10 protein-coding genes are annotated in these 13,345 nt (G+C 68.5%); 8 read left to right on the plus strand and 2 right to left on the minus strand.

Going from position 1 to position 13,345, the window contains the following annotated elements; all coding sequences use genetic code 11:
- The first annotated feature begins 323 nt into the window (after positions 1-323).
- Entirely contained in the window at positions 324-1,118 is a 795-nt protein-coding gene (locus ACFW6D_RS22915; RefSeq protein ID WP_379331208.1) for a hypothetical protein, read from the plus strand.
- Here ACFW6D_RS22915 and ACFW6D_RS22920 read toward each other — a convergent pair.
- Positions 1,091-2,050, minus strand: a complete 960-nt coding sequence (locus ACFW6D_RS22920) for a GlxA family transcriptional regulator (protein ID WP_379331210.1) — start codon at positions 2,048-2,050, stop codon at positions 1,091-1,093. The two genes, ACFW6D_RS22915 and ACFW6D_RS22920, sit on opposite strands and share 28 nt — an antisense overlap.
- A 125-nt stretch (positions 2,051-2,175) precedes the next feature.
- On the opposite strand from ACFW6D_RS22920, the gene ACFW6D_RS22925 reads away from it, so the two are divergent.
- Genes ACFW6D_RS22925 through ACFW6D_RS22945 form a run of 5 tightly spaced genes read left to right on the plus strand, consistent with a single transcriptional unit; the run spans position 2,176 to position 9,630 of the window.
- Positions 2,176-3,120, plus strand: a complete 945-nt coding sequence (locus tag ACFW6D_RS22925; RefSeq protein ID WP_379331212.1) for an NAD-dependent epimerase — start codon at positions 2,176-2,178, stop codon at positions 3,118-3,120.
- A gap of 57 nt (positions 3,121-3,177) precedes the next feature.
- A complete protein-coding gene (locus tag ACFW6D_RS22930) occupies positions 3,178-7,566 on the plus strand; it encodes an amino acid adenylation domain-containing protein (RefSeq protein ID WP_379331214.1) in 4,389 nt (1,462 codons plus the stop codon).
- Entirely contained in the window at positions 7,563-8,240 is a 678-nt protein-coding gene (locus tag ACFW6D_RS22935; RefSeq protein ID WP_379331216.1) for a DUF6875 domain-containing protein, read from the plus strand. Before ACFW6D_RS22930 ends, ACFW6D_RS22935 begins: the two co-directional genes overlap by 4 nt.
- Before the next feature lie 56 nt (positions 8,241-8,296).
- Positions 8,297-9,262 carry an alpha/beta hydrolase gene (locus ACFW6D_RS22940; RefSeq protein ID WP_379331218.1) on the plus strand — a complete coding sequence of 322 codons (966 nt, stop codon included), beginning with the start codon at positions 8,297-8,299 and terminating at the stop codon, positions 9,260-9,262.
- A gap of 35 nt (positions 9,263-9,297) precedes the next feature.
- The gene (locus ACFW6D_RS22945) at positions 9,298-9,630 is read left to right on the plus strand and encodes a TfoX/Sxy family protein (protein ID WP_379331220.1); all 333 of its coding nucleotides are present in this window, start codon (positions 9,298-9,300) and stop codon (positions 9,628-9,630) included.
- A 62-nt stretch (positions 9,631-9,692) separates the two neighbouring features.
- Here ACFW6D_RS22945 and ACFW6D_RS22950 read toward each other — a convergent pair whose 3' ends face one another.
- Positions 9,693-10,127 carry a hypothetical protein gene (locus ACFW6D_RS22950; protein WP_379331222.1) on the minus strand — a complete coding sequence of 145 codons (435 nt, stop codon included), beginning with the start codon at positions 10,125-10,127 and terminating at the stop codon, positions 9,693-9,695.
- Positions 10,128-10,304: 177 nt separating this feature from the next.
- On the opposite strand from ACFW6D_RS22950, the gene ACFW6D_RS22955 reads away from it, so the two are divergent.
- Together ACFW6D_RS22955 and ACFW6D_RS22960 are read left to right on the plus strand one after the other, a co-directional pair.
- The gene (locus ACFW6D_RS22955; RefSeq protein WP_379331224.1) at positions 10,305-10,523 is read left to right on the plus strand and encodes a hypothetical protein; all 219 of its coding nucleotides are present in this window, start codon (positions 10,305-10,307) and stop codon (positions 10,521-10,523) included.
- Between the two features lie 145 nt (positions 10,524-10,668).
- Positions 10,669-13,254, plus strand: a complete 2,586-nt coding sequence (locus tag ACFW6D_RS22960) for a LuxR C-terminal-related transcriptional regulator (protein WP_379331226.1) — start codon at positions 10,669-10,671, stop codon at positions 13,252-13,254.
- The last annotated feature ends 91 nt before the right edge of the window (positions 13,255-13,345 follow it).

Below are 13,345 nucleotides of genomic sequence, written 5' to 3' on the forward strand. Positions count from 1 at the left end.
GGGCCGGGGGTTCCCCCTTCTTTCTGGGGGGGGGGCCGTTGGCGTTGCGGGCTCAACCCGGCGACCCGGCCGCGACCGGCCACTTCGTGGCCGCTGCTCCCTATGGGTCGCAGGTGGTGGCTGGGAGGGGCGGTCATGGCGGATCAGGGGTGTGCGGGGTGGTTGGGGTGCGGGTGTGGTGGATTGGGGGTGTGCGGGGTGGGTGGGGTTCGGGTGTGGTGGATCTCGGGCTTCTGGTGTGGTTGGAGGGGTATGGCGGTTGGGCGGGCTGGGGGTGCGGTGATCGGCGCGTTAGGGTGGGGGTCTCGATGAAGGGGAGTTCGATGTCAGATTCGTCCGCAGGTCAGGGGTATTCGTCGCAGGATGACGGGCTGACGTCGTATCCGCAGAATCATGCGTCGGCTGATCGGATTCCTCAGCCGCCGATGCCCCAGGCGTACGGGGAGCCGATGCCTCCGGCGCACGGGCAGCCTCCGGCGTACGGGCAGCCGATGCCTCCTGCCTACGGGCAGTCGATGCCTTCGGGGTATGGGCAGCCGTCGGCGCCGATGGGGGTGCAGTCGCCTTATCCGGTGGCGCCTTATCCGGTGCAGGGTGGGGCGGCGGCGGTGGACGTCGTGCCGCGGGTTGTTCCGCAGAGTGTGCAGATCGCGTTCTACGTGATGCTGGCGGGCGCGGTGGTGACTCTGCTCAGCATGGCTTACACGCTCACCACGATCGACCAGGTCCGTAGCGATTCGCTGGATGCATCGGGTGGTGCGTTGCGGGGAGACGAACTCGACTGGGTTGTGTACGGCAGCATCGGTGGTGCGCTCGTCGGTGCGCTGATCACCGTCGGGTTGTGGGTGTGGATGGCGTTCGTCTGTCGGGCGGGCAAGAACTGGGGACGGATCACCGGCACTGTGTTCTTCGGGATCAACGCACTGTTCTATCTGGTCAGCACGGTGGTGTCGTTCGTCGCCTCCACCGTCGGGATCGCGCTGGTGTTCGGAACGGTCACGTTGGCGATCGGTCTGGCCGCGGTGATCCTGCTGTGGAACAGCCTGTCGAGCCCCTACTTCGCACCGCGGACGCCGCCGGGTTACCAGGCCTACCCTGGGTATCCGCCCCCGTACTGAAAGTTCGCACGATAGGTGCTGGGCGGCACGCCCAACTGGCGAACCATGTGCTGGCGCAACGACTCTGCGGATCCGATCCCGCTGTACCTGGCGACCTGATCGATCGGCAGTGTGGTCGATTCCAGCAGTTCGCGGGCGCGGTGGATGCGCTGGCTCAGCAACCACTTCTGCGGGCTGAGGCCGATTTCGTCGTGGAAGCGGCGGGTCAGGGTGCGCACGCTGGTTCGTGCGTGTTCGGCGAGTTCGCGCAGGGACAGGGGAGTGTCGAGGCGTTCCAGTGCCCACGCTCTGGTCGCGGAGAGCGAGAGGTCGTCGTCGGCGGGTAGGGGAGTGTCGACGAATTGAGCTTGGCCGCCGGCCCGCACGGGTGTCACCACCGCTGCGCGTGCGGCGGCATTCGCGACGGTGGCGCCGTAGTCGGTTCGAATCAGGTGCAGGCACAGGTCGATTCCGGCTGCCGCACCCGCCGCGGTGGTCACAGGTCCGTCCTCGATGAACAGGGCGTCGGCCCGCACTCGGACGAGGGGATGAGCCTTGGCCAGTTCGTCGGCCAGGCCCCAGTGCGTGGTCGCGGTGCGGCCGTCGAGCAACCCCGCCTGGGCGAGGACGAACGCCCCGCTGCAGATCGAGGTGACCAGGACGCCGCGGTCGACGGCTGCGCGCAGTGCCTTCAGTATCACCGGGTCCGCATCCGTGCGACTGCCGGTGCTCGGCACGATCACCGCGTCGGCGGCGTCGAGGACGTCGAGCCCGTGCCGGATCACCACATCGAATCCGCCTGGGGTAGAAGGCAATATCCCCGGCTCGGCCGTGCAGACCACCACTCGATAAGCGGGTTCGCCGTCGACCGTGATCCCGCCCATCAAGGTCTCCGGCATCGATAGATCGAACGACTTCACCGGCGGGACGGCAACCACCGCGATGGTCTTCATGGCCTGATCCTTGGGATAGCTGGCATTTCGGCCACTAGTCTAGCCGTCGCGCGAACGGCATCGTTGAGAGTGCGGCCAGAACCTGACCGGCAATCCGAAAGCTGTTGTTGTGAAAGGGAATTAATATGTCCACTCATGTAGTGATCGGCCGGGGCGCTACCGCTACCGCCACCGCGTTGTTGCTTGCCGAAGCCGGGGACAACGTGCGGATGGTGAGCCGAAGCGGGCTCGGCCCCAGGCATCCCGGCGTGGAACTGATCGCTCGCGACGCCAACGACACTCCCGCCCTGACCGCGATCGCGACCGGCGCGGACACCGTCTTCAACCTGGCGATGCCCGCGTATCACACCTGGCCCGAGACCGTTCCGCCGCTTTTCGGTTCGATTCTCGCGGCGACCGAAGCCGTCGGCGCCGACCTGGTCATGCTGGGAAATATGTACGGCTACGGCGCGGTCGACGGTCTCGTCCACGAACGCACCCCGCTCGCCGCGACCGGCAGCAAGGGCGCGGTCAGGGCCAGGATGTGGACCGATGCGCTCGCCGCGCACGAGGCGGGCAGGGTGCGCGTCACCGAGGTGCGCGCGGGTCAGTTCCTCGGAGCCGGCGCGGTCTCGGTGTTCTCGCTGTTCGTGCAGTCCGCGGTGTTGGCGAACTCCGCGGCCAGAGTTCCGCAGGAACTCGACCTTGCGCATTCGTTCACCGCGATCGGTGATGCCGCGGCCGCGTTGGTCGCGGTCGCGCGCGACGATCGGTCGTGGGGGAGGGCCTGGCACGCGCCGGTGATCACCACCACCGTCCGCGCCGCCGCGAACAGACTCGCGGCGCTGGCCGATGCCGCTTCGCCCGAGCTCGCGGTGCTCACCGACGCGGAGGTCACCGAACTCGCCACCGAGGATCCGTTCTGGGCCGAGCTGTTCGAGACGAAATACATGTCCCATCAGGAGTTCGTCGTCGACGATTCGGCGTTGCGGACCACCTTCGGCCTCACCGCGTCGACACCGGACACGGTGCTCGCCGAGGTGGTCGAGGCCGACGCGGCCGCGCGGGTATCCGTGCCCGACGCGGGGTAGATGCCGTAGGTTTGCCGGAGAACCAGTCAACGGTTGCTCCGAATCCCGGGAGGCCCGGTGCGGCAAGGTGAGGGTGGTATCGGCGCGGCAGATGCCGTGATGGCGGCCGACGCTGCGCCGATTCCCTTGTCTCCCGGGCAATTACGCTGGTGGGTAGCTCATCAGCTGGCTCCGGATGTCCCCGCGACGATCGCCCTCTACCTGGACTTGCGTGGGCCGCTGGACATCGCGCGCCTGCGCACCGCGATGCGCTCGGCGGCAGCGCGATTGCAGTCACCGCATGTGCGTATCCGACTGGTAGACGGCACGCCGCACCAATACCTCGACCCGACGGTTTTCGGTGAACTCGCCGAGGTCGACCTCACCGTGTCGGCGATGCCGAGCACAGAGGTCGGCCCCGTTACGTTGTCTCGTGGGCACGAAGATGCGGCCGTCGACGCGTTGTCTCGTGGGCACGTAGATGCTGGCGCCGAAGCGATGTCGCGCGCGGATGTAGGTCGTGGCCGCGAGGTGGGTGAGGCGCTGTCGCGGATGGAGGCGGACAGGCGGGCTCGGCTCGACCTGTGCGAGGACGCGATCACGGTTGCGATGTTGTTCCGGGTGAGTCCCGAGCGGTATTTCCTCTACCTGCGCAGCCACCACCTGGTGCTCGACGGTGTCGGTGCGGCGGCACTGCTGCGACTCGCGGCCGAAAACTATTCGCAGGGAACCGATATCGACCCCCGCCCGGTGTTGTCGATCGAGGGCTTGGTCGAGGCGGATCGGGCTTATCGCCATTCCGCCCGGATGGTCACCGATCGGGAATTCTGGGCGAAAGAGGTTGCTGGGCTGCCTGATCCGATCGGGCTCGCCGGTATTTCCGCACCCGCGTCGGCCTGCCCGCATCGGGTGTCGGCCTGCCTCGACGAGCGCACCGCGAACCTGCTCACCGCCGCGCGAGAGCGCTACGGCGCCAGTTTCCCGGAACTGACCGCCGCGGCTTTCGCGGCCTTCCTCGCGCGAATGTCGAGCGCCGACCAGGTCGTTCTCTCGCTGCCCATGGCCGCCAGACCCACCGCGGCCCTGCGCCGCTCGGCAGGATCGGTCTCCAATGTCGTGCCCCTGCGGCTGCGCGACCTCGCCACGTCAACAGTCGAAGAACTGATCGACCAGGTGCGGCTGCGAGTGATCGGCGCCCTGCGCCACCAGTGTTACCGCTACGAGGACATCCAACGTGATCGCGGTGAGACCCACTTGGCCCGTGGCGGATTCGGCCCCGTCATCAACCTGCTCGGCTTCACCGCCCCGTTGACCCTCGGCCCCGTCACCGGCCACGCCCACCTCCTGAGCCTCGGCCCCGTCGAAGACCTCCTCGTCAACGGCTATCAACTCGGCCCCGACAACACCACCGCCACCATCGACTTCCAAGCCAACCCGGCTCGCTACGATGCCGCCACCCTGTCCTGGTACCACCGCCTGTTCCTCGACTGGTTCGCCACCTTCCTGGCCGCCGACCCCACCCAGCTGATCCGTGATCTGACCCCCGAATCCGCAGCCCACAACCCCGCGAGATCACCCGCCATTGCCGCCGCCATCGATTGTGTGGCGACAATTTCGACGATGGGCGAGCTGTTCAGCCGGTTCGACAGCGCAGACAGTGTCGCGGTGGTCGATGGTGGCAGGTCGATGACGTATCGGGAGCTCGGTGAGTCGGCGGCGCGCTGGGCGAGGTTGCTCATCGCGCACGGCGCCTCGCCGGGGAGCCCGGTGCTCACCGCGATGCCGAGGTCGCTCGAATCCGTCCTGGCCGTGCGCGCCATCGCGGCGGCCGGTGCGTGCCTGACGCCGATCGATATCGGCGACCCGAGCGAGCGAATCGCGCGGGTCGTCGCCGGATCCGGCGCGGTACTCGGGCTGACGACGCATGCCGCGAAACCTGCGGTCACCGCTGGACTCGCTGACCCCGGTGGTCCCGCTGGACTCGCTGATCCCGCTGCCGCCGTTGGCTTCGCTGACCGTGCTGGGGGCGCCAACCCGGCTGATCATGCTCAACGTGCAGACTCCGACGGGCCCGGAGTCATCTGGCTGACCCTCGACGATCCGGAAACCTTGGCGCGGGTAGCCGATCAACCCTCGACTCCCATCACCGACGCGGACCGCGACGCGCGATTGACCACTGCCCACCCCGCCTACCTGATCCATACTTCGGGGACTACAGGGCAACCCAAAGGCGTTGCGGTAACCCACCGCGGCCTCGGCCCACTCACAGAACACCTACTCGACCGATACGGTACGTCGCCGAACTCCATAGTGCTGCATGCCCATTCACCCGCATTCGACGCGCACTTGCTCGAGCTCCTCGCCACCTTCGCCGCGGGTGCGCGCCTGGTGGTCGAACCGCCCACAGTCGTCGCAGGCACCGATCTGGCCGACCTGATCGCGAAACACCGGGTCACCCACCTGCTCACCACCCCTGCCGTTCTTGCGACGCTGCGCCCGGACGAGGTGCCGAGCCTCGCGGTGGTGGTCGTCGGCGGCGAGGCGTGCCCGCCGGAACTGGTGTCCACCTGGGCATCCCGCGTCGATCTGCACAACGGCTACGGCCCGACCGAAGCCACGGTGATGGCCACCCAGTCGGCCACGCTGGTGGCAGGGGAGCCCGTGACCATCGGCGCACCACTGCCGGAAGTATCTGTGCTGCTGTTGGATTCACGTCTGAACTCCGTCCCAACCGGCGCCCGCGCCGAGCTGTACCTCGGCGGACCCTGTGTGGCGCAGGGATACATCAACGACCCAGTAAGCACCGCAATACATTTCGTCGCAAACCCGCAGGGAAGTGGCGAACGCGTCTACCGCACTGGCGATCTCGTCGGTCCCCGAGCCGACGGCAGCTACGAATTCCTCGGCCGCATCGACAGACAACTGTCCGTGCGAGGTCGCCGCATAGAACCGGCAGATGTAGCGGCGGCCCTACTCGCCGACCCGGCAATCGCCCACGCAGCAGTCGACATCGCCGACCCGGGCACCCCCGCTGCCCGCCTCATCGGCTACATCGTTCCGTGCCGAGCCCCGGATCGCCCCGAGCAAGACCGCGTCCCCACGTCGAACACGACGGCAGGCGTGACCATCCAGTCCGGGTTGGAGCCACTTACTTCGCCGAATACCGCAGGTAGCACCGGCGGACTCGCGCCGCAGCGAGACTCTGCGAAAACCATTCCCTTCGACAGCACAGCAACTCTCACCCGCCTGCGAACAATCCTTCCCACAGCGTTGGTCCCGTCCGCCTTGATCACCCTCGACCATCTCCCGCTGACCGCCAACGGAAAACTCGATCGCGCCGCCCTCCCCGCGCCACCCGTGACGGCCTACCGCGCCCCGGAAACCCCACTCCAACACCTGATCGCCACCACCTTCGCCACCACCTGCCACCTCGACGCGGTCGGCGCCGACGACGACTTCTTCGCCATCGGCGGCAATTCCCTGACCGGCGTGAGTATTTCGGCACAGCTGGCCGAGTCGACGAACACCCCGGTAACAGTCCGCTGGCTCTACACCGCCCCGACGGTCGCGGCCCTGGCGCACCGCATCGAGACCTACCGAGCCGACACCGACCCGGGCGCCGACGCCTTGTCCACCGTCCTGCCGTTGCGAACCGGCGGCCCCAACCCGCCCCTGTTCTGCATCCACTCCGCGGTCCCCCTCGCCTGGTGCTACACGGGCTTGGCCCACCACATCACCGATCGCCCCGTATACGGCTTGCAAGCCCCCACTCTTGCGGCGCCGGGGGATAACAGGTTGTCGGACAACGGATCTGCGAATCGCCCGCAGCCGACCGCATTGACCGTCGACTTCCTCGCCGACACCTACGCCACCGAAATCACCCGCCTGCAACCCGACGGCCCTATCCACCTGCTCGGCTGGTCCCTCGGCGGCCAACTGGCCCACGCCACCGCCGTCCGCCTCCGCGCCGCGGGCCGCGACGTAGCCACCCTCGCCATGCTCGACAGCGTCGTCATCCCCACCGAAGCCGACCCACCGCCACGCCCCCGCATGCGCGACCTCCTCACCCACCTCCTGGGTGACGAACCCGACGACGCCGACTCTCTCCCCGACCTCTCAGCCGACCGAGCCGCAGCCGAATTAGCCACAGCGGGAGCAACTCTCGGACAGGGCCTCACCGCCGAGCAACTGACAAACCTGCACGAGGCCTACGCCGACGGAGTCCGCCTCTCACACGGCTACCGCCCAGCCCGCTTCGACGGCGACCTCCTCTACTTCTGCGCGACCCAGGGCATGACCGCCTTCCTCGACGCTCAGATGTGGCGCCCTTTCGTCACCGGCCGCCTCATCGAGCACCCCGTCGAGACCACCCACGCCCAGCTCACCAACGCCGACGTCGTCGCCCACATCGGCCCGATCCTCGACCGCCACCTCCGCGAGGTCGAAACCGCGACGGCCACACCATGACCCCGCTGCGCTCGTCGACCGGCCGACGCACCGCCGTCACCTGGTGGTGCGTCTACGACGACCCGGTCCACTGGTCCGCCGAACACCCCCGCACCGCCCCCCTGCTCGACTGGTTCGCTGACACCCTGATGCGCCACGACCCGGCGCAGGGCCGCCCGGGCCCGGTCTGCCCCTTCGTGAAACCCGCTGCCGCACAACACACCCTGTGGATAGCCGAACCGGCCGACACCGTCGATCTCACCCAGGCTATCGAGGACGCCTTCGACCTCTACCGCACCCTCGACCACACCCCGGCGGTCCTCACCGTCTTCCCAGACCTCGACGACACCGCCCGCATCGACGCCGCCCACGCCGCGCGCAAGAGCGAGATCGTCGCCGCGGGCGCCATGCTCGGCCAGTTCTATCCCGGCTGCCCGGTCGCGGGCCTGTGGAACCGCGACTACCGCCCGCTGCACGCCCCACTGCCGATGCTGGTGATCCGGCCGATGATGAACACCGACTTCCCGTTCCTCGTCGGCAAACCGGAATGGCTCGCGGCCTACCTCGCCCGCCATGCGCCCGGGCTGCCGCGCAAACTCCGCGCCACGATTGCGGAGCGGATGCACGAACCCGGCGCGGGACCCGCCTCGGTCACCGACCTGCGCGCACATTTTCCGGATGAACTCGCACAATAGGGACACGAACCGCGTAATGCCGGACATTAGCGGGATCATGCGGCACACTACGTCGCATGCGTCGGCTTGTGTGCTGTCTGCTCGTCCTGCTCGGCTGTGGATTCGTCGTCTCGCCTCCTGCGTCGGCGCAATCCGGGATCCTCGACGTCCGCCCGCTCGGTGGCAGACAGTTCGAGGTGGTCGTGCACTCCGCGGCGATGAACCGCCCGATCACCCTGTGGATGTCGCATCCCGGTGCAGGCGCGCCCGCGCTGTATCTGCTGAACGCGGTCGACGGTGGCGAGAGCGGCGGGCCGTGGATGCGCCGCACCGATGTGGTCGACTTCTTCGCCGACAAGCCGGTGAATGTGATCGTCCCGATCGGCGGCCGCGCCAGCATGTACACCGACTGGCAGCGTGACGACGGTGCGCTGGGCCGCAACAAGTGGACCACCTTCCTGACCAACGAACTGCCCCCGCTGCTCAACGACCGCTTCGGCATGACCGGTGCCAATGGCATTGCGGGCCTGTCGATGTCGGCCACCTCGGCCTTGAATCTGGCGATCGCGGCACCCGGCCTGTACCGCGCGGTCGGCGCGTTCAGCGGCTGCACCCAGACCAGCAACCCGCTGGCCGAAACCCTGGTCCGCTCCCAGCTCGCCACCTTCGGCGCCGACGCGACCAATATGTGGGGCGGCCCCGGTGACCCGGCATGGGCGGCCAACGACCCGACCCTGCACGCCGAGCGACTGCGTGGCACCGCCATCTACCTGTCCTCGGGCAACGGCGCACCCGGCCCGCACGAGGCGTTCAACGATCCGAGCATCGCGGGCAATGTCGGCGTCCTGCTCGACCGCCTGCTGGTCGGCGGCACCATGGAAGCCGTCGTCGGCAGCTGCTCGAGCCCCCTCGCGGGCCGCCTGGCCCAACTCGGCATCCCCGCCGACGTTCGCTTCCGCGCCGCGGGCACCCACGCCTGGCCCTACTGGCAGGACGACGTCCACGATTCGTGGCCGATGTTCGCCGCCGCCCTCGGCGTCTGAGTCGACTTGTCGGTGGCCCGGCGCACACTGAGCCGATGGCATACGACGAGGAACTCGCCGAGCGGATCCGGGAGATCGTCTACCCGCGGCCCGACCTCGACGAGAAGAAGATGTTCGGCGGTCTCGCCTTCCTGATCGGCGGCAATATGGCCGTCGCCGCCAGCGGCAAGGGTGGACTACTGGTCCGCGTCGCCCCGGCCGAAGGCGATGCCCTGCTCGACGGCGAGGCGATCACGCCGATGGTGATGGGCGGTCGCGAACTGAGCGGCTGGCTACGAGTCGCCCCCGAAACAGTCGACGACGACACCGCACTGCGGGACTGGGTCGAACGCGGGGTCGCCTTCGCTGCCACGCTCCCGCGAAAATAGACGCCGAACACGCGAAACGGCCGCCGCGGGGAGAGGTTCGCGGCGGCCGTCATTCGGGTGGATCAGCCGGCCGAGCCGGACAGCAGACCACCCAGATCAGCGGAACCGGAGCCAACGCCGTCGCCGGGAGCCGGGTTGGTCGGCTTCGGGACGACAGTGATCGTGACGGTCTTCGAGCTGATCAGCTCCTGCACCGCCTTGATCTCGTGCGCACCGGTGGTCTTCGGCGTCCAGGTGATGGTGGCCTTGCCGTCGGTGACGGAGACCGGCTCGCCGATCTTGGTGCCGTTGTCGGTGAAGGTCACCTTGAACAGGAACGAGGTGGCCGTGACATCGGCGGTGACGGTGTAGGCGGTATCCACGTAGTGCGTGCTGCCGCTCACCGCGATCCCCTGCACGAGCGCGGACGCCTGTGGCGCTGCCAGCACCACGGCCGCGGCCACCGCGGTGAATGCCGTAAGTCCGAAACCGGCACGCCGCGTTTGGTAGATCTTCATGATGTTCTCCTGTTCGCCCTGATGTCGATCGTGACAGTAGCCAGCGGATACGCGCCGTGTCCCAAGAACTGAAATAACAATGTTTAAAAACGATGGAACCTGTTTCAGTGCAGGTGGCGGGCGAATTCACCCGGAGTGGATGAGGTGGCCTCGGCCATCGGCCGCCACACTGGAGTCATGCCGACGGGTCCGCTGCGCTATCAGTTCGTCATCGAGGGCGAGCTGTCCGAGCGTGTTCTCGCGGCTTTCCCCGAACTGCGCCCCAGTTCGCATTCGCCCACCGGAACCACCACCCTCTTCGGCCTCATCGACGACAGCACGGCCATGCGCGGCGTGATGGCCCGCATCGACACCCTCGGCCTCACGCTGCTGAGCATGTCCCAGCTGCCCGACTGAGCGTTCGCCGACGAGTCGACGTCGATCTGATAACGAGCGGGCCTACATTTCCTCGCCAGCAACCGAACAGCCGCCGTTTCGCCTAGCGTCTGTCTCGGCGGAGGTCGGCCGCCCAGCAGTAAAAGGCGTGTTCAGGAGGGTTGAGATGGCTTTGTCGTCGGTTTCTCCGGACTTTCGCAGTGGCGGCTCGGTGATAGCTGTGGCCGGTCTCCCGGAGCTGTCGTTCGCTCCTGTTCGCTGCAACGAGGCTTTCGCCCGTTTGGATCGCGCCAGGGCCGCCGCCGGACACACGGTGCTGCTGTGCGGACCGGCGGGCAGCGGGAAGACCGTCGTGCTGGTCGACTGGGTGCGCCGCAGGTGCTCGGCCCGCCTCGCATGGCTGACCGTCGCCGACCGGCCCGGCGCCGATCCGATGGCCGAGATCGCGCGAACCCTCTATCCCGCAACGGATTCCGTGCCGACCGGCGTGCTGTGCACACCGATGGACCGCGCCGCGGACCTCGTCGCCGCCATGGGCGATATCGAGCCGACCGTGCTGGTGCTCGACAACGCCCACCTGCTCACCGACCCGCTGCAGCTCGCCGGCCTCGAATACCTGCTCACGCATCTGCCGGCCCAGGTCACCGCGCTGATCGCGAGCCGCTTCGACCCGCCGCTGCGCTGGCACACCCTCGACCTGTCGGGCAGACTCACCCGGATCGGCGCCCCCGAGCTCGCGCTCTCCAGGGAACGGGTCGCCCAGCTGTTCGCCCAGCACGGCTGCAGGCTCGACGACGCCGACCTGGCCGCGGTGCAGAGCCTCACCCGTGGCTGGGCAGCGCTGGTCCGGATCTCGGCAATCTGGGTGTCCACCAACGGAACCGACCGCGACACCGCGCTCGCCGCACTGGCTCGCCCCGCCCACGCGGTCGCCGATTTCCTGGTCGCCGAGCTGCTCGCTTCGCTACCGCCTGCCACGCTCGAATTCCTGCTCGCCACAGCGGTTCCCGCGCAATTCTGCCTGCCGATGGCCGAGGATCTGGTCGGCGACGACGCCGCCCGCATCCTCGACGAACTGCTGCGCGCCAACTTCCCCCTGCACACCGTCGCCCACTCCGGCGAGCTCTGGCACACCTATCACCCGCTGCTGCGCGCCTACCTGCTCGCCGAGGCCGCCTACACCAGGCCGGAGCGCCTGCCCGACTGTCATCGCCGGGTGGCGGCCTGGTTCACCGCTGCCGCGATGCCGGGATCCGCGCTCGAGCACGTTCTGGCCGAACCGGGCGCCCGGGGGCTGGCGGCGTTCCTGCGGGACTGGGGTTTGCGCATGGTCATGGAAGGAAACGGCCACGCCCTGCTCGCCGCCGTCGAAAATCACAGCGAGCCAGACGCTTTCGTCCGGCTGCTGCGCGCGGCCGTCGCGGTGGAGTCGGGCGATATCGCCGCCGCCGAGGTCTATCTCGAAGCCGCCCACGTGGGCCCGGATTCGGCGGACGCGATGGTGCCCGCCGCGTGGGTGGCCGCACTCGACCATGCCGTGAGCGCGGGAGTCGCTGTGCTGGTGGGTGATTCGTCCTCGGTGCGCTGGCCGCTGCCACCGGCGACCGGACAGCCCGACCTCGACTGCTACGCCGCACTGCACTGCGGCATCGCCGAAATCTACGGCGGCGACCTCGACAGTGGCACAACATCGGTGCGCCACGCGATCGTGCACTCCGAGCAGGTCGGGCTCGGTCGCTGCGCGGTGCGCGCCAGAACCGCGGTGGCCGTTGCGGCCGGACTGGCGGGCCGGATCGGTGAGCTACGCGCGCTCGCGGCCCAGGCGATCGACTGCGCGCACCACTACGAGCTGACCGGATCGTCGGATGCCGCGTCCGCCAGAGTGATCGCCGCGTTCGCCGCCTACCAGCAGGGCCTGGATTTCGAGCAGCCGTTGCAGAGCCTGCCCTGGGGTGTGGCCGACGAGACCATGGTGCCCGCGCCGGTGCGCCAGGCGGCGATCATGACCGGTGTGCTGATGTTCGACACCGCCGCGGATCGCTCGGCCGCCGCGGTCGCGCTCGGCAAGCAACTCCAGCGCCTGCTGGAGGAGTCGCCCACCCTGCACGGCACCGGCGAGCTGGTCACCGATGTGCTGTGGCTGCTGCTGCGCGTGCAAGCCAAAGCGGACGCCCAGCAGCTGATCGACCACGCCACACGGGCGCTCGGCCGAACCCCGGAGCTGGCCGTGGCCGAGGCGGGACTCGCCTGCTACGCCCATCGCCCCGCCATCGTGCTGACCCTGTTGGAACCGGCGCTCGCGGGTGAGAGCCTGTCGTCGCGCTCGCGGGTCGCGGCCTGGCTGCTGGTCGCGGTGGCGGCCGACCGACTCGATCGCCCCCGCAAGGTCGATGAGGCCTACGAACAGGCGCTCGCGCACGCGGCGACTGAACAGTTGACGCGCCCGTTCCTCGATGTGCCCGCGGCCGCCGAACTCTTCACCAGGATCGGCGCGCGCTTCGGCCAGTACGCGGCCCTGCTCGACCGGATCCGCGCCCACCGCGGCGCCACCGCGGGTGCACCACAACTCACCGACACCGAACTCGTCGTGCTGCGCCAACTTCCGTCCGGCATGACAGCGGCCAGCATCGCCACCGACCTCGGTGTCTCGGTGAACACCGTCAAGACTCACCTGCGCGGCATCTACCAGAAGCTCGGCGTGAACGCCCGCGCCGAAGCCATCGCCCAGGCCCGCGCGCTCGGGTTGTTCTGACGTCGGTACGGCGCTGAACCCGGCGCCGTACGCACGGACAGCCGCTATCCTGTGGTCCACGTCACTCGGTCTGGTCGGCCGATGATCGAGG

Origin of the sequence: Nocardia sp. NPDC058705 (genome assembly GCF_042749305.1) — a bacterium.
GTDB lineage: Bacteria > Actinomycetota > Actinomycetes > Mycobacteriales > Mycobacteriaceae > Nocardia.